The sequence below is a fragment of the Micromonospora sp. NPDC004551 genome, from assembly GCF_040609975.1.
In the GTDB taxonomy this organism is placed as follows: Bacteria; Actinomycetota; Actinomycetes; order Mycobacteriales; family Micromonosporaceae; genus Micromonospora.
The window spans coordinates 267,114-288,669 of the sequence record NZ_JBEXLM010000004.1 but is presented as its reverse complement, the minus strand read 5'-3'; the positions used below and the strand labels follow the sequence as shown (position 1 = coordinate 288,669).

The following is a 21,556-nucleotide window of genomic DNA, read 5'->3' as shown; positions in this document are numbered from 1 at the left end:
GGGGGGGGGGGGGGGGGGGGGGCCGGGGGGGGGGGGGCCCCCCCCCCCCCCCCCCCCCCGCGCCCCCCCCCCCCGCCGGGTGTTGCGAGTTCAGCTCGGTCAGGCAGGGCTGGTGGACGCCTCAGGCGGCCGCCGCGGCTTCGCACACGAGGTGCGGTCGGTTAGTGGTGGCCCGGCCGGCGCGAGTGGCTGCTCGGTGTTCGGCTTGCGCGGCGAGGGTGGCGGCGGCGTGCGGGGAGGCGATGCCGGTGAGCAGACCCCTGTGCAGTGCGTCGGCGATGCGGGTGTCGATGCGGCCCAGACGCATGCGTAGGGCGTCGACGGTGATGCCGAGTCCGGCGGCGATCGGCTCGATCGCCCGCCGCCCGAGCCGCACGTCGATGTAGGGCTGTTCGTCGTCTGGGTCGAGGATGCCCAGGCCGACGGCGCGGCGCACGAGCACGTCGGGGTGTCCGTAGGGCACCTTGGGGGTGCGGGGGCCGGGCAGGTGGTCGACGTCGGCGATCGAGGTGTACTCGCCGGCCTGCAGGCGCAGCCGGTGCCCGGCGCGCCACGCTGCCCGGCACAGCGCCGCGTACGGGGCGTCGCGGGTGAGGTCGACGCGGTCGCGTAGGGCGGTGAGGAATCCGGTGAGGATCTCGGCGTCGATGTCGTCGGGGTCGCCGTCGTAGCCGGCGCACAGCTGGCCGGCGTAGCGGCGCAGGGCGGGCATGGCCATCCCGACCGCCGCGATCACCCACGCCGGCCCGTCCAAGCGGGCACGGCGGATCAGCTCCCGCCACACGCCGTCGCGCAGCGCGTATGCATGAGGGTGACGCAGGAGCCAGTCGCGCAGCGCCGGCAGTGTCATGACATCCGACCCGGCGGCGTTGGGCACGCCGCAGGTGTCTAGGTCGAGCGTCAAGGGTGCTGGCTCGCCGGTCAGCGCGGTGAAGGCGGCGTCTGCGGCTGCGAGAGGCGAGGTTGGCCAGTCGCTGGCGGGCACGCTCATGTCACAACTCCCCCTGTCGAAGATGACCGCCGGTTCGGCGAGGCTGCGATGTCACGGCGGGGCGGCGGTACCGATTGGGCCACGGCCGTCACACAACCCGCTCACAGCGCAGGCCAGGGCCCTGCGGGGCGGCGCCCGGCACTCGTGACACCGCCCCAGGCAGGCAACCCGTGACATCGAGCCGATGTCGTTGGCATTGGATTTGTCAGTGCCGTTGAGCTGGGCTGTGACACAGGCCAGGCGCTGATGCAACCGGCCGTCGAGGGCAGAGCCGTCGGCAACCGGATGGAGCGCGACGGGGTTGTCGCCGGCCGGAGGTGACACTCACCGCCGCTCACAACGACTCACATCCCGGCACCTGTGACATCGGGCGACCGCGACGATGTCACCGGTGCCGCGTCTGACGCGACGCGGCGTCGACGTCAGTGCCACCAGGACGTCACAAGGCCGGTCTGACACCGAGACCTGAGGTCATGTCAGCGGCAGCATGGCAAAGCATCGGTGACATCGGCGGCGATGGTCACAGGAGGTGTCGTCCGCGCCGTGTCATCGGCGCCTGTCTCTGACTTGGGCGGCCTTCAGTGGTGCTTTGTGTCTGACAGCCGTGCCTGACATCGCCACGACTCGACCGGGTGTCGCGCGTCGGTCGCGCCTGGCCGACATCCGCCATCACATCGAGGCGGAGCCCAATCGGCGCGAGATGGAGTTGCTGTGTGCCGCTGTGAGTGGCGGTGATAACCGGGGGCGTTCGCCAGAGCACACAACCGGCGGTTTGGGGGTGCGGGACTTCTCGTCGCCCACCGTGGTGGCGAGGATTCCGCCCGCCGCCGGGTCCGCATCTAGTCGGGCCGCCCGCCGTGCCGGCCGCCTCGGGTGCCGCGCAGTGCTTGGTGCGCTGACACCTCATCGAACACCCGCTACCCGACAAGGGAGGAAGGGCTCCTCCCGGGGACGGTCTGGTTCGCCGCGCGTGCCGTCCGCGGGCCCGGCGGCGGTCTCCCATGACCATCCGCTAGCACCCCGCCGCGTCCCCGGACGTCGGCGGGACCGGAGGTGAAAAGTCATGTCCCGCATTTCGGCACGTCTTCGTGTCCTCACCCGCTCCCGTACCGCCTACCGTCTCGCCGTCACCGCGTTGGTGATGGTGTTGCTGTCGGCGCCCACCGCCGCGCACGCCGATCCTGGCGCGCCGGCGATCGTGGCGGTGAACTCGCTGCCAGTTGTCATCGCCAACCTGCGGGCCTGGCTGATCGGCATCCTCGCCGCGCTGGCCACCCTGTTCCTCGTCCTGGCCGGCGTCTACTGGGCCACCGCAGGCGGCGACCCGGCACAGGTCGAGCGGGCCAAGGGCGCACTGAAAAACGCCCTCGTCGGCTACGGCCTGGCCGTCCTCGCCCCTGTCCTGCTGCAGGTCGTCCAAGGCATCGTCGGAGGCTGAACCATGAGCTGGCTACTCGACCAGATCCTGGACTGGCTGGCCGCAGCGATCCTCGCGAGCCTGGACGCGCTGTTCGCGGTGATCAGCAGCGCGCTGCTGATCACCCCGAAGGTCACCGCCCTGCCGCAGGTGCAGGCCCTCACGGGCCGTTCGGTGCTCGTCGTCGACACCGTCTTCGTCCTCGCCTTCGTCGCCGCCGGGGTGCTCACCATGACCGCCGGCGGCAGTGAAACCACCCGCTACACCGCCAAGGACCTCGTTCCGAGGCTGATCGTCGGGTTCGTCGCCGCGCACTTCTCGCAACTGTGGTGCGGCATGCTCATCGACCTGGCCAACGCCCTGACCGGCGCGCTCACCACACCCGAGGGCGACAGCGACGGCGCGCTGCGCGCCATGAAAACGCACATCCTCGCCGGACGGGACACCACCGCGGTGCTGCTGTTCGTGATCTGCGTAGCGATCATCGCCGTGCTCCTCGCCGGCACCGCGTTCAGCGTGATCGTCCGCTTCGCCGTCCTCATCGTCCTGACCGCCTTCGCGCCACTGGCCCTCGCTTGTCACGCGATGCCGCACACCGAACCGGTCGCCCGCATGTGGTGGCGGTCCTACACCGGCATCCTCGCCGTGCCCGTGGTGCAGGGCTTCACCCTCTACGCCGGGCAGTGGATGCTCACCGACCCCGAGCACCTGCTGCCCGCGCTCGGACTGCCGGTAGATCCGGGTGGGGCGATCAACCTGTTCGTGGTCATGGTCATGCTCTGGACGACGCTGCGCGTGCCGTCCCTCATGCGCCGCTACGTGGCCACGGGCAACAGCGGCCGCGGGGTGAACATGCTCGGCGCCGCGGTACGGGTCATCGTCGTGCAGCAGGCCACCCGTACGGTGCCCGGCCTCGGCCGCGGGCTGAAGGCGGTCGGCAGATGAGCCGCCACGACGACCGCACCGATCCGGGCCGTACGCGGATGCCCGCTGACGTCGACGCTCCCGACAAGGTGCTGTATGCGCTGACGTTCCGGCAGCTGGCGATCCTCGCCGTCGCCGCCCTCGCCTTCTACGGCGTCTGGCGGACCCTGCGTCAGGTCGTGCCCGCGCCGGTGCTCGTCGGCGCCGCCGTCGTCGTCGGCGGCCTGGTTTTCGGTGTCGCTGTCGGCCGTCGCGACGGCCTGCCATTGGACGTGTGGCTGCTCGCCGCCGTACGGCACGCGCGGACGCCGCGCGCCCTGTCGACAACTGACACGACGTCGAAGACACCGGACTGGGTGCAGGCGCCGACGACGAGGGTGATGCTGCCGGCGCCGCTGAAGCTGCCCGCCGACGCCATCGACGACGGAGGGGAGATCCGACTCGGCGCCGCGCGAGCGGTGATGGTCGCCACGACGAACGTCAACCTCGCGCTACGCACCGCCGATGAGCAGGCGGCCCTGGTCGACACCTTCGGCCGCTGGCTCAACAGCCTGTCGACCCCCACGCAGATCGTGGTGTCGGCGCAGCCGGTGGACCTGCAGTCGGCCGCCCGCAGCCTCGCCCACGCAGCCATGCAGCTGCCGCACCCGGCGCTGACCGAAGCGGCCGGCGACCACGCCCGCTTCCTCGACGACCTCGCAGCGCGCAAGGATCCGCTGCGCCGGCAGGTCCTCATCATCACCGGCACGAGCGCCGGTGACCGTGGCGAGCACATGGCTCGACGGCGCGCCGATGACACGGTCCGCGCCCTGTCCGGTCTCGGCGTCACCACCCGCGCCCTCGACGGGCCGGCGGTCACCGCGGCGCTCGCCGCGGCCGCCGACCCCTACCGGCCGCCACGGCCCGGCGGCCTCGCGGCCCCCGACACCGTCATCACCTCACCCACACCCCATCAGGGTCACCGGCACGGAAGGAGCCGACCGACATGAAGCTGCGCCACAGATCCCAGCCTGCCGACGGTGGCTGCCAGCCGGACGGGCTGGCGGCCGCCGTCGCCCCCGCCGCCGTCGAGGTCACCCCGCGGTTCCTGCGCGTCGGGGACGGCTACGCCGCCACCCTCGTGGTGACCGGCTACCCGGCCGAGGTTGGCCCGGCCTGGCTCGAACCTCTGTTGTCGTGGCCGGGCCGGCTCGACCTCGCGTTGCACATCGACCCGCTGCCCGCCCCAGTCGCCGCCGCCCGGCTGCGCAACCAGCGGGCCCGCTTCGAATCGTCCCGGCGGGCGGACGCGGACCGCGGCAAGCTGCCCGACCCGTCCGTGGAAGCCGCGGCCGACGACGCCGCGGACCTCGCCCAGCGGCTCGCCCGTGGCGCGGCGAAACTGTTCCGCGTCGGCCTCTACCTGACCGTGCACGCCCGCACCGAAGACGAACTCCTCGAAGCGTGTGCCCAGGTCAAGGCCGCCGCCGCGTCCACCCTGATCGAGGTGCAACCGGCGACCTGGCGGCACCTGGCCGGGTGGACCACCACCCTGCCGCTTGCCACCGACAGCCTGCAGATGCGCCGCACCATGGACACCGCCGCTCTCGCCGCCGCGTTCCCCCTCGCCAGCGCAGACCTGCCCGCGCCGCTGCCCGGCGACCCGCCCGCCGACGGCGGGGTGCTCTACGGCGTCAACCCCGACTCCAGCGGCATCGTGTGGTGGGACCGCTGGGCACAGGAGAACCACAACAGCGTCGTCCTCGCCCGCTCCGGCGCCGGCAAGTCGTACTTTGTGAAGCTGGAGATCCTGCGCAACCTCTACCAGCAGGTGCAGGTCGCCGTCATCGACCCCGAGGACGAGTACCTGCGGTTGGCCGACGCGGTCGGTGGAGCCGTGGTCCGCCTCGGCGCGTCCGGGGTGAAGGTCAACCCTCTCGACCTGCCGGCAGGTGACTCCCGCCCTGACGTGCTCACCCGACGCGGCCTGTTCCTGCACACCCTCATCAGCGTGCTGCTCGGGCAGCAGCCGCCACCGGCGGAACGCGCGGCCCTGGACCGGGCGATCCTGGCCGTCTACCGGCAGGCGGGCATCACCCCGGACCCGGCCACCCACCACCGGCCCGCCCCACTGCTTCGTGACCTCGCCGACCGTCTGCACGCCGACACCGACCCCGCCGCCGGCCAGCTCGCCGCCCGCCTCACCCCCTGGGTTGAGGGTTCCTTCTCGCACCTGTTCGACGGGCCCACCACCACCCGCCCCGACGGCCACCTCGTGGTGTGGTCGCTACGGCACCTACCCGACGAACTGCGCACCGTCGGCACCCTCCTCGCCCTGGACGCGATCTGGCGGCAGGTCGACGCACCCAGCTGGCAGGCCGCACGGCGGCTCGTCGTCGTGGACGAGGCGTGGCTGCTCCTGCGCGACGGTGAAGGCGCCCGGTTCCTGTTCCGCATGTCCAAGGCCGCCCGCAAACGCCACGCCGGCCTGACCGTCATCACCCAGGACGTCGCCGACCTGCTCGGCACCGACCTCGGTCAAGCCGCCGTCGCCAACGCCGCCACCCAGATCCTGCTCAAGCAGGCCCCGCAAGCCATCGACGCCATCGGCGACGCGTTCGGGCTCACCGCCGGCGAACGGCGGCTGCTCCTCGCCGCGCGGGTCGGCACCGGCCTGCTGATCTCCGGCACCAACCGGACCAGCTTCGAAGCCATCGCCTCGCAGGCGGAGCACCAGCTGTGTACGACACGCCCGAGCGAACTCGCCGACCTCGACGAGGGAGACGACCTGTGACCCCACCCGCCGCATACCTCGCGGCCATCCTGACCTTCACCCACCATCCGACCGGCCCAGGCGCCGACGTCGTCGTGCCGCCCACCGGCGCCACCCGCTGGCTGCTCAAGGCCGCCGCGTGGGTGGGGCAGAGGCCGTGGCTGCTCGCCGTCGCCGCCGGCTTACTCGTGGCGCACGTCGCCGGCCGCAATCTCCTCGCAGCGTGGCGGCACCGCCGGCACAGCGAGAGCGCAAGGCTCGTAACGATCGCCCCACCACCCGAGGTCGACCCGCACTGCGCGTCCGCGCTGTGGGCCAACCTCGCCGGCACCCTCACCCCGTCCCGGCGCCGCCGCTGGCTGTACGGCAGCCCTCACATCGCCTGGCAGTACACGTGGACGGGCCGACGATTGCTCATCTCCATCTGGGTACCCGGCACCGTCCCACCCGGCGCCGTCGAAGCCGCCGTCCGCGCCGCCTGGCCCGGCGCCGCCTGCACTACCGACGACACCCCCGCCCCACCGATCCCGCTGGACGTGCCCACGGTGGTGGGCGGACACCTGCTGCCCACCACCGCCGAATGGCTGCCCCTGCGCATCGACCACGACAACGACCCGCTGCGCGCGCTGATCTCCGCCGGCTCCCAACTGCGGGCCGACGAGCACGCCTGCGTGCAGATCCTCGCCCGCCCCGCCGCACCCCACCGCGCCCTGCGCGCCCGCCGCACCGCCGGCAGGTTGCGCGACGGCAAGACCGCCCTGCCCGCCATCAACCCGGCCGCGCCGCTGCTGTGGCTCGTCGAGGCATTCCTACCCGGCCGCACCCCCAGCCCCGCCAGGCAGACGGGCCGCCGCGACCCCGCAGTGGAACGCGACGTCCGAGCCATCCTCGACAAGGCTTCCCACACTCTGTGGGAGACCGCCATCCGATACGCCGTCGGCAAGGACAGTCGACGCGCCGGCACCGACCAGCGGCCACGGCTACGGGGCATCGCCGACACCATCGCCTCCTCCTTCGCCGTGTACTCCGGCCGTAACCGCCTCACCCACCGGGCCCGCATGCCCGCCCCGGCCGCGGTCCTCGCGCGGCGGCGCCTCGGCGCCGGATTCCTCACCTCCACGCCCGAACTGGCCGCGCTCGCCGCGCTGCCCCAAGATCTGGCCGTCCCTGGCCTGGACCGCGCGCGGGCGAAGTCCATGCCCGCACCGGTCGCCGTCGCGACCGGCGGACGCGGCACCAAGATCCTCGGCACCGCGGAGGTCGGCGGCCACGGCGTGGCCCTGGCCGTGCCGGATGCGCGGTATCACCTGCACGTGATCGGATCCACCGGCAGTGGGAAGACGACGCTGCTGGTCAACATGGCCGTCGACGACATCACCGCCGGCCGCGGCACTGTCGTAATCGACCCGCACGGCGACATGGTCCTCGACATCCTCGACCGGCTTCCCGCCTCTGTCGCCGACCGCCTCGTCATCTTCGACCCGGACCAGCCGAATCCGCCGACCATCAACCCTCTCGCCGGGGACGACCCCGACCTGGTCGTGGACAACCTCGTGTCGATCTTCGGCAACATCTTCGCCAAAGCGTGGGGCCCCCGCATGGACGATGTGATGCGAGTGGCGTGCCTGACCCTGCTACGGCACGCGAACGTCACCCTGCAACACATCCCGCCCCTGCTCAACAGCGCCCAGTTCCGCTCGGCGATGACCGTCGACTTGGACGACCCGGCCGGCCTGTCCGGGTTCTGGCAGTGGTACGACGAGCTCAACCCCGCCCTGCGCTCGCAGGTCATCGGCCCCGTCCTCGCCCGCCTCCGCGCGTTCCTCCTGCGCGACTTCGTCAAACGCACCATGCGCTACCCGCGCTCGAGCTTCGACATGGGTGAGATCCTCGACGGCGGAGCGCTGCTCGTGCGCATCCCCAAGGGCCAGTTGGGTGAGGACACCAGCAAACTGCTCGGCTCCCTGGTGCTGGCGCAGGTGTGGCAGGCCGCCACCGCCCGGGCGAAGATCGCCCCCGACAAGCGGCGCGACGCCACGCTCATCATCGACGAGGCGCAGAACTTCCTCACCCTCGCCAACAGCCTGGACACGATGCTCGCCGAGGCCCGCAAATACCGGCTGTCGCTGGTGCTGTCGCACCAGGATCTCGCCCAGTTCCCCAAGGACCTCCTCGCCGCCGCGTCGGCGAACGCCCGCAACAAGATCTACTTCTCGTGCGCGCCGGAGGACGCGCGGGTCCTGGCTCGGCACACCCTGCCGGAACTCGACGAGCACGACCTGACCCACCTCGACGCCTACACCGCCGCCACCCGCCTGGTCGTGGGCGGCCGGCAGACGTCGGCGTTCACCATGAGGACCCGCCCACCCAAGCCGCTGATCGGCGAGGCGACCGCGATCCGGCAGGCCGCCGCGCGCGCCGTCCCGGCGCAGGACACCGGCGCGATCGACGCTCTGGTCGACCGCTACTCAAGGCCGCCCCAGCAAACCCGCGCGCCCCGTGCAGAGGGCGACAAGGCCAGGCCTTGAGGCCCGGTTGACCGCAGAGGGCTCGCCCGGTGTGACCAGGTGGCTGGGCTGACGGAGGTCCCTTCGGTGTCTGTCAGGCGCCTGGCGGGGTTTCCGTTACTCCTTCCGCAGACGCTTCTTCCGCCCTTCACCACCAAGGGCTGACTGCCGGTGACCGATCAGCGCGGGTAGGCCTGTCAGTGCAGCACACGGCGGCGCAGCGGCACGGTCACCACCACCACTGATTTCAGACACCCCTCCCACGGAGGGGATCCATTTCCTCCCTGAAGGGATGTCCGCTCGTGTCTACCGATCGACCTGTCTTCCATCCTCGGTCATCCAACCCCCGGCTCGTCGCCTCGCGCAGCAACACCAGCCGCCGCTCCCGTCTGGAGCACCTGCGTCGGCTCACGCTGCGCGACCGTCAGCTCCTCGCCTGGCTCGCCGAGCACTATGTGCTCTCCGCCGACCAGATCACCGAGGCGGCGTTCACCTCCCGCCGCTCCGCCCGGCTACGGCTGGCCACCCTGCACGGCATCGAGGCCGTCAGCCGCTTCGTCGACATCACCACCGGCGACGGGCAGTACCTCTACGCCCTCGGCCCCCTCGGCATGCTCGTGCACCCCACCGCCTACAACGACCCGGACCGGCCCGACGCCCGACCGCCGCGCAGCAGCATCGAGCGCACCGAACGCATCGTCGGCAGCCGCCGGCTCGCCCACCTGCTCGGCACCAACCAACTGTTCGTCGACCTCCTCGCTCACGCGCGCAGCCATCAGAACGTGCGGCTGGCGAGGTGGTGGTCCGAGCAGCACGCCACCGCCGCCTACGCCGTCGCCGGCATCCGGCCCGACGGGCACGGCGTGTGGTGCGTTGGAGACCAGCAGGTGGGGTTCTTCCTGGAGCACGACAACGGCACCGAGCCGCTCGCCGTCGTGCTGCGCAAGCTACGCGGCTACGAACGCCTCACTCAGTTCGGGCCCCGCTACCCCGTCCTGCTACGCGTACGCAGCCGACGCCGCGAGGCCAACCTCCTACGCGCCCTCGCCGGCGTGCCCACCGCCATGCCCGTCGCCACCGGCATCCACGACGAACATCCCGCCGGACCAGCCTGGACACTGACCACCGAGCCCGGGCTGCGCCGCTGGCTGCACGAGCTGCCCAGCGACCACGGCCCCGACAACCCCGCCACGAACCCCCACCGCTACACCGACCCCGACGGCGACCTCTGACACGCTGGCCCCGCTCACAGCCGCTCACACCGCAGGTCGCGGCCCAACCACCCCCTTCAGCGCGGTGTATGACTGTCACACCGCAAGATCGACTGTGAGTGGATCGACCTCTCACAGCGCGACACACCTCATCCACCCCACAGCGGGTGTTGATCTCTCACGGTGCAGGCCAAAGGCCCTTCCTGCCGCTCTCGCGCCGCAACGTGCTGTGAGTGGCAGCCGCTACCTTTCCGGCAACACCACCCAGATACCGCTCCACCCCCGGCTCGTCCCACCTCAGGGATCCCCCGCCGCACCCCAGCGATACGCGAGGCCCACCCGCTTCGGCCGGTCGGCACGCGTCCGCGCGGCGACCCCTCGAGGTCACACCAGCCACCCACACCAACTCTTCCCTTGATCCGACCCACGTACCCAATGGGCCGGTCATCCCTGCGCGCCCGCGCCCACCCCATCGAAGGAGGACAGCCTTATGTCCACTGTCAACGGCACCCCGCTGACCCGCCACGGCAGCCGTGTGCCAGCCATCCCGACGCCACCGGCCCCAGTGAAGACGGCCCCGCCGCCCGCGCCCCGTCCGTGCCCTGCTCGGGCCGCCACGACCGCCCGGCCAACCGTCACGCCGGCCCCGACCATCGCCACGATGATCATCTGCCTGCCCGACGCGCTTCCCGCGCAGGCGCTCACGAGCCACGAGCTCGACACCTATTTCGGTGTCACCGGCACTCTCGCGCTCCAGTTTTGGGCGGTCGCGCAGCTGCGTGTGTGGCAGCGCCAGCAGCTGATCGGGCTGCGTAAGGGTCGACCCGCGCCGTGCGCGGGCGGACCGGTGCGCCTGCTCGATCTGCAGGGGATGCGCCACGCCGCCGCGGTCGGGGCCGGGATCCGCTACCAGATCTGGCAGCAGGTCGTGCACGGCACCCGAGCCGCCACCCCGTGGCCGCTGTTCGAAACCCGCCACCTCACCGACCCCGACCGCTACCCCCTCGACACGGCGATCGCGGACTTCCATACCCAGCCTCGCGTCCACGCCATGCGCCTGCACGCCGCCGCCGCTCCCGGCCCTGGCCAGCCCAGTGTCGGAGAGCTGGAGATGTACCAGGCGGGCCAGATGGCCTACCAGCACTACCGCGCCGCAAGCACCGTCGCCGGCGACGCGATGCTCACCGCCGACGGCCGCAAGCTCGCCCCGGCCAGCGACGCCCTCGCCCACCGCATCACCTACCTCGAGCAGGCCCTGGCCCACATCGACACCCTCCACCCCGATCAGCGGCTACTCGCCGTCGCCCTCTAAACCCCACCCCAAGCCCGCGGTCGAGGGCACCGGAAAACCGCTGCGGGCCCATCCCAGCTGGATTCCCCCAGCGATCGGTCCATGCCGTGTCAACCCGCAGGGCCAGCTTTCCTCTGCTGCCAACGACGCACCGCAGCTGTCTCAACGGCCAGCTGCCGCACCGCCTCACACAGCGGCGGTGAATGCTCTACAGGCCGGGCGCCCCGGGCCAGGGGCACCCGCTCCCGCCCGGCCTGAAACAGGCCGCCGTATTCCTCTTCCAGCCCCATCGGCAGGACGTTCCTCCCACGGCGTCCGCATCGACGGCGGGTTGCCCTGGCGCAGCACGCCATGGCCTGCCGGGCCCACCGCCTCGCCGGGACGCACGTCGTCGCGAGCGAGCGCAGCGAGCCGCATCTGGCTGGCATCTCCCGCCGGCGTCGAGTCCTCGTTCTCACCGCACCCGGCCGGCGCCCGCCGGCCGATCAGTCATTCCTTCCCACGCGCGCCCGCCACGCCCCTGGCTGGCGACGACCGCAGCGCGGATCTCGGGATGTCCCGAGATCCGGTCGTCGCACTTGATCAGCGACGCGGTCGAAGCGTGGATCACTGCTGACCTCCACACCAGGAAGGACGTGCCCATGACGGATGCAACGCAGCCCGTGCCGGCGCACACGATGTTCACGGTCCTCGCCGCGCTCAGCGAGCTCGGCGAGGCCACTGCCACGGCCGTGGCCGAGCACGCCGGGCTCGGCTATTCCACGGCGACGGCGAAGCTGCGCGCCTGGGAGAAGACCGGGCAGGCCGAGCGGTTCCGCAGCGACGACAACCGCGCCATGTGGCGGTTGACCGACACCGGCCGCACCACCACCGCCACGCCACCCTCCACCCAGGAGGCGGCTGACACACCACCCGACGGGACCGCGGCCGCCACCTCGGACACCGCCACCACGACCGATCCCCTCGACGCCCCTGGCGCGCCCGAACGGGACGGCGAACCCCCCGTACCGGCAGACCAGGACACGGACGAGGCGCCCCCGGCCCTGGCTTCCACCGGCGGCGCACCTGCTCCGCTGGACACCGTCACGTCTTCCAGTGGCGGCGACGAGCAGCGGCCGCCCTCGGAGGAGGCAGGCCACGACCGCCAACAGTCCGACGCCGCGCCCGACGACGCCGAGGCCGCGCCCGACGACGCCGAGGCCGAGGGCGGGTCGAACGGGCAGGCAACCGCAACGGGGAACAACCGCCGGGTGAAGGGCTCCCTGCGGGGTGCCGTACTGGACATCCTCGAAGCCCACCCCGACCGGCAGTACAAGACCAGTGAGTTGTGCAAGCTCATCGACGCCGCGAACGCCGGTAGCGGCGCGAGGAAAGCCAGCCAGGGCGCGGTGTTCAACGCGGCGATCAAGCTGGTTGCCGCCGGCACGCTCGTGCAGACCGTCGAACGCCCGGCCACCTTCCAACTCGCCCCTAGCGATGGCGGCCAGTAGCCCACTCGTCAGGCAGCCCGAGGGCGGGCGTCGAAGTTTGCGGCCTCACGCCCGCCCCCGGTGCTCCTTCGTAGACAAGGAGCGTTCCGAGTGTCTCCCATCCTGCAAGGAATCGTCACCACCGTCGGCGGGATCCTCGCCGGCCTCGCCCTCGCCGGCGCCCTCCTGTGGCGTCAACAGCAAGCCCTCGACGCGGCCCGCTACCAGGCCAGCCACGACGAGATCACCGGGCTGCCCAACCGGCGGCTGTTCCTCGCCCGACTGCGTGCCGCCCTCGCCGACCGGGCGGCGGTCGGGGTGGTGCTGCTCGACCTCGACGGGTTCAAGACCGTCAACGACAGCCTCGGCCACGACACCGGCAACTTGCTGCTCGCCCACGTCGGCCGGCTCCTCGCCGCCCTCGACGCGCCCGTGGAGATCGCCGCAAGGTTGTCCGGCGACGAGTTCGCCCTTCTGGTGCGCGGCGACCACGAGGACGTGGCCGCTGCCGCCCGCGCCGCATGGCAGGCCATCGGCGTCGCCCCCTTCCGCCTCAACAGCGGCGAGGTCAGTGTCAGCGGCTCCGTCGGCTACACCCACAGCCCCGCCTACCTGTCCGCGAACCCGCGTCAGCTGCTGGCCGAGGCGGACGCGGCGATGTACCACGCGAAGCGTTCCGGTGCCGGTGTGCACGGCCACCATCCCTTGGCCGCCCCAGTGGGACGCAGCCGCGACCGCCACCACCACTGACAGATCTGACGCCTCGAGGGCCCCGCAACCACCCGGTTGCGGGGCCCTCCCCCTTTTGCCGCCCTGACAACGGAGACCCCTGTGCTGTCCTTCACCGCTGTCCACGCCCTGGCCGGTTGCCTCCTGGCAACCGACGTCGACGCCGAGCATCTGGGCTGGGGCCAGCCGCCGACGCTGCTGCTCATCCACACCCGACCCCTCCACACGGCCTCGCCCGCACACGCTGTGCGCAGCGTGGAATTCCCGCTGCGCCGCGACGACCTGCTCACCGACCCCGCTGGCCTGCCCGCCCTGCTGCACCGCCTCGCCGCAGGCGTGCGCCAGCCCGACGCGGCAACGCCCTACCGGGCCACCCTCGACACGATCGTCCGCCTGATCCGGGCGACCGAACCCGATGCGCGGCTACTGGCCTGGGCCACCTGCTACGACGACACCCACATGATCAACCACGCGTCACGGCAGGCCCGCCGCATCGACGCCGTCGACACCGACGGCCGCCTCTACCAGCTCACCCACCCGCGCGGCGATGACCAACCGCTGCTGCACATCCACGACGCCCCCGACCCGGGCGACGTCCCCGCCACCTACCCCGGACTGACCGCCCTGCTCACCGCCACCGCCCAGCCGACCACCAGCGGCGACCCCGGGGCGCACGGCAGGACCGGCCCGCGACGGCGACCTGACGCCACCGAGGAGGAGCCGATCTTCATCACGTGGGGGCCCGACGGGGCGTCATTGCGCTGCCAGGTGTGCGGGGCCGTCGACGAGTTCGTCCAGGACGAGGTGCCGTCCATGGCCGGCTACGGCGAAGACACCTATATCCGCTGCAGCCGCTGCGGATCCGTCGAGACCAGCGACCCGGTCTTCGGCTGGCGCGCCAAGCCCGCCCCTTGGCCGGCACCGCAGCAACAGGACGAGCCGTGACGTCCCGTCCAGTGCCACCGGTCCGCGCGCCTCATGCCCTCCCATTCCCGCATCTGCTGCGAAGGAGACCTGCCCCGTGAGCACCCACTGCTTCGTCGGCACCACCGATTCCGCGAACCCGCACCTCGTGCACGCCCGGTTCGTGCTCCTCGACGGCCAGCCGACCGTCGTCGTGCCGGCCCTCGCCGCGATCTGGGCCGGCCACGCCCGCCGCGACGCCCACGCGCTGAGCACCGCGATCCTCGCCTCCGACTGGGAGTACCTCGACCCGGCCATCACCGCCGCCACCCGGTCCGGGTTCGCCGGGCAGCGCCCGGTGCCCGGCGTCGGCATGACCCTCGCCAGCACCACCGACGGTGCCATCGACGCGCCGGAACCGGTCACCGTGTTCCCGCTGTCGCACGCCCGGCACCTCGACGCGGAATGGATCTACCTGATCGACCCGCTCACCGCCACGGTCGCCGTGCACACCGACGACGGGCAGCACCTGGCCCGCTACCGGCTCGCCGGCTGCCTGCCCCCGTCACCGCATGCCACCCGCACCCCCGCGAGCCGCTCCCCCGCAGCCCGCCACGCCCCGCAGCCAGTGGCGGTCCGGCGGTGAGCGGGCGCGCTCTCGCCGCAATCACCGCCGGGGTGCTCGCTGTGCTGATGATGTGCGCGGGCGGAGTGGGGATGCTGTTCACCGGCGGTGGCACCGCCTCGGCCGCGTGCACCGGCACTGTCGGCTCAGGCCGGCAGCCGTTGCTGCCCGCCGTCACCGTGTCCCCGCCCGCCGCCGGCGTCGGGGGCTGGACCGGTGAGCAGGTCACCAACGCGGCGGTGATCGTGTCCGTCGGCATCGAGCTGACGGTCCCGCCCCGAGGCTGGGTCATCGCCCTGGCCACCGCCATGCAGGAGTCCACCCTGCGCAACCTGCCCGGCGGGGACCGCGACTCGGTGGGGCTGTTCCAGCAGCGCCCGTCCCAAGGCTGGGGCACACCCGCCCAACTCCAGGACCCGCGCTACGCGGCCGGCCAGTTCTACCGGGCGTTGCTGGCCGTCGACGGTTGGCAGGCCATGGCGTTGACCGAGGCCGCCCAGGCGGTGCAGCGCTCCGCCCACCCCGGCGCCTACGCGAAGTGGGAGGACGACGCGATCGCCCTGATCCGCGTCTTGGCCGGCGGCACCCCCGCCGGGCCTGTCGGAGGGGATCTGGAGCAGGCGATGAGCAACCCGCTGTGCCTGTTCGACGCAGGTGACGGCCAGCCCGGCGGCGAGCAGGTGCCGCTGCCGGCGGGGTTCGCGCTGCCGGCGGGCACGCCGGGGCCGGTCGTCACGGCGGTCGGCTGGGCCATGGCGCAGCTCGGCAGCCCGTACACCTTCGGCGGGGACTGCACCGCACCACACTCCGGTATCCCCGCCCGCCAATGCGACTGCTCCTCGCTGATGCAACAGGCCTACCGGGCCGCCGGCATCACCCTGCCCCGCACCACCAGCGACCAGATCCATGCGGGCCGGCCGGTCACCGACTACCGGGACCTACGGCCGGGGGACCTGCTGTTCATTCCCGGCAGCCGCGGCACCACCGCCAAGCCCGGGCACGTGGGCCTCTACCTCGGCCAGGGGCTGATCGTGCAGGCCCCGCACAGCGGCGACGTCGTCAAGATCAGCCGCCTGTCCGCGTGGGCTGAGCAGCTCGCCGCCGCGCGCCGCGTCATCGGCTGAACCACCGCACCCCAACACCACTCACGGATCCCGTCAGCCGGGGCTGCCTCATAGGCGCCGACGGCTGCGGATCCCCATCCCTTCGGAGAGGACATCACCGTGACTGACACGGACCACACCAGCAGCAGGAGACAGCCGGGGACCCGGCCCGAGGACCACACGGACTGGGTCGCGCTGGGCCGCCGGCTGCAGAACACCCAGAACACCCTGGTCCACCACGAGAGCACCCCGCGCTACGGCGACGACTACTACGCCGAGGCGCTGCGCCGGCTGCTGACCGACCCCGGCTGCGGCTGGATCAGCATCGCGGAGCACCAGTGGCTGCTCGACCTGCACACCCAGGTGGACCGGCGTAACGCGCAGGAGGCGAACCGGCGGGCCCGTGAGGCCCGCGCCCGCTACGCCACCGCCTCCCGCACGATCCGCGCCGAGCTGGCCGGGTGGCTGCGCCGGGTCACCAATGAGCAGACCGTGCCGTCCCGCTACCGCCGTGAGGGGGTGCTGCTCGCCGCCGACTGGCTCGACCCCGCCACCTCCGCGGCCCCGCACGCCGGCTCCCCGGCCAGCGCCGCATCCAGTAGCCCCCAGCAGGCGGCCGTGTCGCCAGTCGGCTCGGACGTGCTCCTGGCGGTGCGGAACGCGGGTGAGCGTGAGGGACAGCTCGCCGTGGGCTGGTGGCAGCAGCACGCCCTCGAGGGACGCACCGCACCGGAGCAGGAGCAGACCGCCCAGACGGTCCTGGACGGAATCGACAGCAGCGACGACGCGGTCCTGGCGGCGTTGCCCCGCTTCGACGTCGCCGGCTACGACGCCGACCGCTACCAGGCCCACGCGCCGGTCCGCGCCCCCGGCTGGTCGGAGCTGCCCGATCACGATCAGGCGCTGGTCATCGACGCGGTGCGGGACGGGTTCACCGACGCCGTCCGCGACGGTGTCGCCGCCCGCTGCCACGCCGTCCTGACGGCGCGGGAGGGGACCCGATGACCTACCAGCCTGGCGAGCGGGTCGTGCTGGAGCACACCAGCGACCCGCACAGCTGCTGCGTCCGGGTGACGAGGGCACGGTGCGCCACTACCACCCGGACCAGCAGGTCCTCGAGGTGAACTGGGACAGCGGCTCCTGCCTGTCAATGCTTCTCGACGCCGGTGACCGCGTCCGCCGGCTCCCCACCCCTATCGGCGACGCCGACTGGGAGCAGGTGCTCGACTCGGTGCGGGTCGCTGGCGCGGCGGCTGGCCGGGACGCAGCCGTGTGGTGGGCGCAGAACGTCATCGGGGGCAAGGCCACCGGCGACGTCCGCGAGGTCGCGCGGCAGGTCCTGGCGGGCATCGACGACGTGGACCCGCCCGTCATTGACGGGCTGCCCACCGCCGACCGGTACGTCCTCGCCGAGGACCGCGACCGGTATGCCGAGCACGCCCCGCAGGGGGCTCCGGCGTGGGAGGCGCTAACCGGCCGGCAGCGCGACCAGACGCGGTGGGCGTGGTGCGACGGGTTCGACGACGCCGCCGAAGCCGAGGTGGCCCGGCAGTGCCGGATCGTGCTGTACCCGCACGGCGACGACCGGGACATGAGCCACCTGGCTCCCGACCGGGTGCGCCTCGGCGGGCCGGGCGTCTTCGCCGGGGACTGGGCGTGGACGCCGCACGCCGACGGACAGATGCGGATCCCGGTCGGGTTCGTCGGCATCCTGGTGGACACGTGGAACGGGTGGGCGGTGTTCACCTGCACCCGGCAGGTAGCCGAGGCGATCGTCGCCGACCAGCAGGCCGCCCGCGACCGCTACCGGCAACAGCTCGCCGCCGAGGGCGTCAGCGGGCAGCGGCAGGACCGGATGGTCGACGAGTCCATGGCGCGGCTGTGGTTCGACGGCGACGTCATCGTCGCCGACGAAACCCGCGTGCACGGCGACCCGGACGCCATCGAACGGATCAGCCCCGACTCGGACGGCCGGTACGTCGTGATGGGGCGCGCCTGGACGTGGCTGCCGGTGCACCCGTACGACTGCGACCGCATCGCAGGCGACATCCCCGACCCGCCCACCGCCGCCAGCACCCCATCCACGTCAGCGAAGGGAGCACCTGATGCCTGACGACGACCTGGCTGACGAGTTCGGCGAGTACGCCCCCGAGGAACTCCTGCAAGCCCTCGTCCTGAGCCTGCTGACCAGCGCCGACCTGGACGAGCTGTGCGACGACGCCGACCTGCCGCAGGTCACCCACGACGACGGACTGCCAGTGACGATCACGTCAGCGCGCACGTACCGGGACGCGGGGGTCCTGACCCTGGACCGCGGGGTGTGGCTGGAGCTGTCCGACGGCAGCGTGTTCGGGCTGACCGTGCAGATCTCCCGCCGCCCCCGCGGCGAGGTCACCCTCCGCCGCAGATAACGCCTACCGGGGCACCCGTTGCCGGATCGACTTGATCAATGCCGGCGCGGGTGCGTTCCTTGTCGTCGCCCACTACCCGATGGCGGCGACCCCACCGATCCGCAGCCCTCTCGGGCTGCCTGCTGAGCACCTCACGGAGCTTGCCGGCCGTCCTGCCAACGGGGGCCCGGCCCGTCAACCGCCCCGTCTCCACCGCGCGGACACCGCACCACCTTGCCCGCGCACCCCGGAGACGGGGGTGCGCGGGCCCCACCCCAGATCACAGGAGGCCTGCATGGACCCTGCAACCCCAACCCCAACCCCAACCACCGGCGACGCGTCCCCGACGCCAGACCCCGGTGACGGCCGCCGGCCCGGCTACCTCTACCGGCAGGTCGCCGCTCACCTGGCCGCGCACCCCGACCGGGTGTTCAAGGTCGGGGAGCTGACCACGGCGATCGCCGCCCCGTCCACCGGCGCGGTGTTCGAAGCACTGAAGAAGATGGCCGCCGCCGGCTACGCCACCCATCAGACGGGCCCGCACCGCTTCCAGATCACCCAGGCCGGTGTCGACGCCGCCGGGACCATGCCACCGCCCGCCCCGCGTACACCCCGCCAAGGACGTCACGGGGCGGGTCGGCGGCAGCCCGTCGAGCGCCCCAACGGTGACCTGTACTTCCCCCGCAAGCTCGCGGGCGCCACCGACGTGGACGTGCTGCGCAGGCTGCGGGAGAAGCGTATCCCCGTGCTGCTCTACGGTCCGCCCGGCACCGGCAAGACCGCCCTCGTCGAGGCCGCATTCCCGGACCTGCTCACCGTCGCCGGCACCGGGGACACGGTCGTGGAGGACTTCCTCGGCAACTTCATCCCCCTCCCGGACGGCGGCTTCGAGTTCGTCTACGGACCCCTCGTCACCGCCATGCGCGACGGGCGGGCACTACTCGTCGACGACGCCACCCTCATCCCCCCGAAAGTCCTCGCCGTGCTCTACCCGGCCATGGACGGACGGCGGGTCATCACCATCCCCGGCTACCGCAACGAACGCGTCGAAGCGAGCGACGGCTTCTACGTCATCGCCGGCCACAACCCCGGCGTCCACGGGGCGATCCTCACCGAAGCGCTCGCCTCGCGGTTCGACGTGCACATCGAGGTCACCACCGACTGGGACCTCGCCCGCCACCTCGGCGTCCCCACCCCCGCCGTGCAGGCCGCCATCGCCCTCAACGCCGACCTCGCCGCCGGGCGCGTGACCTGGGCGCCGCAGCTGCGGGAGCTGCTCGGCTTCGCTCGCGTCCGCAAAACCCTCGGCCTGCCGGCCGCCATCTCCAACCTGGCCGGTCGCGCCCCCGCCGACGACCGCGAGCAGGTCCTCGCCGCGCTGCGCCAGCAGTTCGGCACCGAGATCACCGCCCTGACCCTCGGCAAGCAGCGCTGACCCCTCAAGGAGAACTCTGATGCCTCATCCATCCCCACATCTGCAGCCCGGCCCCACCGCACCCGCGGCCGGTGATCCGGACTGGCAGGTGTGGAGCGACGCCTGGACCCGGCACATCCCGACCCTGGCCGGCCGCAGCGACCTGAGCGTCACCGTCGCCCCCGGCGCCGGTGGCGGCGCACCTGCCTGCTGCTACCCCGACGCCGGCCGCATCGAGGTCGACGCCACCTACATCGGCGCCCCCGACATCGCTAACCCTCGCCGCGCCGGGCACAAACGCCTCGTCCCGACCGCCTACGGGCTGCTCGTGCACGAGGCCGCGCACGCCGCGCACAGCCTGTGGCGCACCCCGCCCGGTACCCCTGCCGTCGTCGCCGCCGTCGCCGAGCTGCTGGAGGAGTCCCGCATCGAGTACCGGCAGCGCACCCGTCGGCGCGGCGACCGGCGGTGGCTACGCCACACGGTCACCACCCTGATCAGCCCCGACGACGCCGCCGTCGACGACCCGTGGCACGCCGCGCACCTCGCTGGACTGCTCCTGGCGCGGGTCGATGCCCGCATCCTCACCGCTAAGGACACCCGAGGGATCCGTGCCGCCGTCACCACCGTCCTCGGCCGCAAGCGGTTGCTGCAGCTCCGCCAGCTGTGGCGTCAAGCCCACAGCGTCGACGACAGCGACGCCGACACGATGATCGACCTGGCGTGGCGGTGGTGCCGGCTGCTCGACATCGACCCACACCGGCAGCCTCAGGCGCCCACCGCGGACGCGGGGGTGTTCGCCGGGCTGCTCGCCCAGGCGCTCACCGACTACCTCGCCCACACCACTGGCCTCACCCCCGCCCAGTATCGAGATCAGCAGATCCACGCCCGTTTCTCCGCACCGGCGACGTGGACCCGCCGGGAACCGACCGACGCCGAACGCGCCGCCGCCCGTCACCTCGCCGCACGGCTGCGCCGCGCCCGTACCAACCACCGGGAACCAGACATCCGGCCCAGCCTGGTGCCGCCAGGCAGGCTGCGAACCCGGCACGCGATCACCGCCCAAGCGCAGATCGCCTCCGGCTCCATGCCCACCGCCACCCCCTGGCAGCAGCGCACGCAGCTGCCCCCGCCGATACCGACCCTGCAGCTAGGCGTCATCGTCGACGCCTCCTTCTCCATGCACCCCTGGGCGGCGCCCATGTCCTCGGCCGGGTGGATCCTCGCCCACGCCGCCCACCACAACCAGGCCGTCACCGCCACCATCGCCTTCGGCAGCGACGTCACCCTGCTCGTCGGAGCGCGCCAGCATCCCACCCACGTGCTGGAACTGTCCGCGGTGGGCGGCAGCACCGCGTTCACCGACGCGGTGAAACTCGCCGACCAACTACTGCAGCTGCGCCAACCCGGACGGCTACGGATGCTCACTGTCGTCTCCGACGGCGACCTGCCCGACCGAGAGCCCGCGCAACGCCTCATCAGCACCCTGCACCAGGCGGGCTGCGCCGTGCTGTGGCTGCGTCCCGCCGACCTGGACGGGCACACCTTCGCCGACACCACCACGATCCTGGTGGCGGATCCCGTGCAGGCCATCGGCCACATCGCCGACGCCGCGGTCACTGCCCTCGAGCACGCCTGACCTCGTCTCTCGGCCGGGCTCTTCCCTGGCCGAGGTGTCGGCTGGCGGTCCACCGAACTCCGGCGTCACGCCGACAACCACCGGTCGACATCACTCATCGCGCTCCCACTGGCCGTTGCTCGGCCACCCCGCGCACTTCCAACGCCGAGCACGGCCGCTCAGCCGTGCCCGAACCCATCCCAACAGAACAG

General features: G+C 72.4%; 18 protein-coding genes. 17 read left to right on the top strand and 1 reads right to left on the bottom strand.

The features are described 5' to 3' along the window. Positions 1-121: 121 nt before the first annotated feature. Complete coding sequence (locus tag ABZW14_RS08000) at positions 122-991, bottom strand: hypothetical protein (RefSeq protein WP_355341570.1); 870 nt, start codon at positions 989-991, stop codon at positions 122-124. Between the two features lie 1,063 nt (positions 992-2,054). On the opposite strand from ABZW14_RS08000, the gene ABZW14_RS07995 reads away from it, so the two are divergent. From ABZW14_RS07995 to ABZW14_RS07915, 17 genes are all read left to right on the top strand, one after another. Beyond that, positions 2,055-2,429 carry a pilin gene (locus ABZW14_RS07995; RefSeq protein ID WP_355341567.1) on the top strand — a complete coding sequence of 125 codons (375 nt, stop codon included), beginning with the start codon at positions 2,055-2,057 and terminating at the stop codon, positions 2,427-2,429. Positions 2,430-2,432: 3 nt separating this feature from the next. Continuing rightward, positions 2,433-3,353, top strand: a complete 921-nt coding sequence (locus ABZW14_RS07990) for a hypothetical protein (protein WP_355341564.1) — start codon at positions 2,433-2,435, stop codon at positions 3,351-3,353. Further along, a complete protein-coding gene (locus ABZW14_RS07985; RefSeq protein WP_355341561.1) occupies positions 3,350-4,321 on the top strand; it encodes a PrgI family protein in 972 nt (323 codons plus the stop codon). The genes ABZW14_RS07990 and ABZW14_RS07985 overlap by 4 nt, the downstream gene beginning before the upstream one ends. Beyond that, on the top strand, positions 4,318-6,105 hold the full coding sequence (locus ABZW14_RS07980; protein ID WP_355341558.1) for a DUF87 domain-containing protein: 1,788 nt from the start codon (positions 4,318-4,320) through the stop codon (positions 6,103-6,105). Before ABZW14_RS07985 ends, ABZW14_RS07980 begins: the two co-directional genes overlap by 4 nt. 101 nt (positions 6,106-6,206) lie before the next feature. Then, entirely contained in the window at positions 6,207-8,612 is a 2,406-nt protein-coding gene (locus ABZW14_RS07975; RefSeq protein ID WP_355341619.1) for a DUF87 domain-containing protein, read from the top strand. A 368-nt stretch (positions 8,613-8,980) separates the two neighbouring features. After that, complete coding sequence (locus tag ABZW14_RS07970) at positions 8,981-9,823, top strand: replication-relaxation family protein (RefSeq protein ID WP_355341616.1); 843 nt, start codon at positions 8,981-8,983, stop codon at positions 9,821-9,823. A gap of 640 nt (positions 9,824-10,463) precedes the next feature. Then, positions 10,464-11,114, top strand: coding sequence for a hypothetical protein (locus ABZW14_RS07965; RefSeq protein ID WP_355341555.1), 651 nt, complete (start codon positions 10,464-10,466; stop codon positions 11,112-11,114). Between the two features lie 557 nt (positions 11,115-11,671). Beyond that, positions 11,672-12,583, top strand: coding sequence for a MarR family winged helix-turn-helix transcriptional regulator (locus ABZW14_RS07960; RefSeq protein WP_355341552.1), 912 nt, complete (start codon positions 11,672-11,674; stop codon positions 12,581-12,583). 90 nt (positions 12,584-12,673) lie between these two features. Then, entirely contained in the window at positions 12,674-13,312 is a 639-nt protein-coding gene (locus tag ABZW14_RS07955; RefSeq protein ID WP_355341549.1) for a GGDEF domain-containing protein, read from the top strand. Positions 13,313-13,393: 81 nt separating this feature from the next. Next, positions 13,394-14,236 (top strand): hypothetical protein, encoded by an 843-nt coding sequence (locus ABZW14_RS07950; RefSeq protein ID WP_355341546.1) that lies wholly within the window; start codon positions 13,394-13,396, stop codon positions 14,234-14,236. Positions 14,237-14,312: 76 nt separating this feature from the next. Continuing rightward, positions 14,313-14,840: a hypothetical protein gene (locus tag ABZW14_RS07945; RefSeq protein WP_355341543.1), complete on the top strand. Its 528-nt coding sequence runs from the start codon at positions 14,313-14,315 to the stop codon at positions 14,838-14,840. Further along, entirely contained in the window at positions 14,837-15,943 is a 1,107-nt protein-coding gene (locus tag ABZW14_RS07940) for a C40 family peptidase (protein ID WP_355341540.1), read from the top strand. The genes ABZW14_RS07945 and ABZW14_RS07940 overlap by 4 nt, the downstream gene beginning before the upstream one ends. A gap of 99 nt (positions 15,944-16,042) precedes the next feature. Then, a complete protein-coding gene (locus ABZW14_RS07935; protein ID WP_355341537.1) occupies positions 16,043-16,927 on the top strand; it encodes a hypothetical protein in 885 nt (294 codons plus the stop codon). Between the two features lie 79 nt (positions 16,928-17,006). Further along, on the top strand, positions 17,007-18,035 hold the full coding sequence (locus ABZW14_RS07930; RefSeq protein WP_355341534.1) for a DUF4314 domain-containing protein: 1,029 nt from the start codon (positions 17,007-17,009) through the stop codon (positions 18,033-18,035). Beyond that, a complete protein-coding gene (locus ABZW14_RS07925) occupies positions 18,028-18,333 on the top strand; it encodes a hypothetical protein (protein WP_355341531.1) in 306 nt (101 codons plus the stop codon). Before ABZW14_RS07930 ends, ABZW14_RS07925 begins: the two co-directional genes overlap by 8 nt. A 274-nt stretch (positions 18,334-18,607) precedes the next feature. Next, complete coding sequence (locus ABZW14_RS07920) at positions 18,608-19,747, top strand: AAA family ATPase (protein ID WP_355341529.1); 1,140 nt, start codon at positions 18,608-18,610, stop codon at positions 19,745-19,747. Positions 19,748-19,766: 19 nt separating this feature from the next. Further along, positions 19,767-21,365: a VWA domain-containing protein gene (locus tag ABZW14_RS07915; RefSeq protein WP_355341526.1), complete on the top strand. Its 1,599-nt coding sequence runs from the start codon at positions 19,767-19,769 to the stop codon at positions 21,363-21,365. Positions 21,366-21,556: the final 191 nt, after the last annotated feature.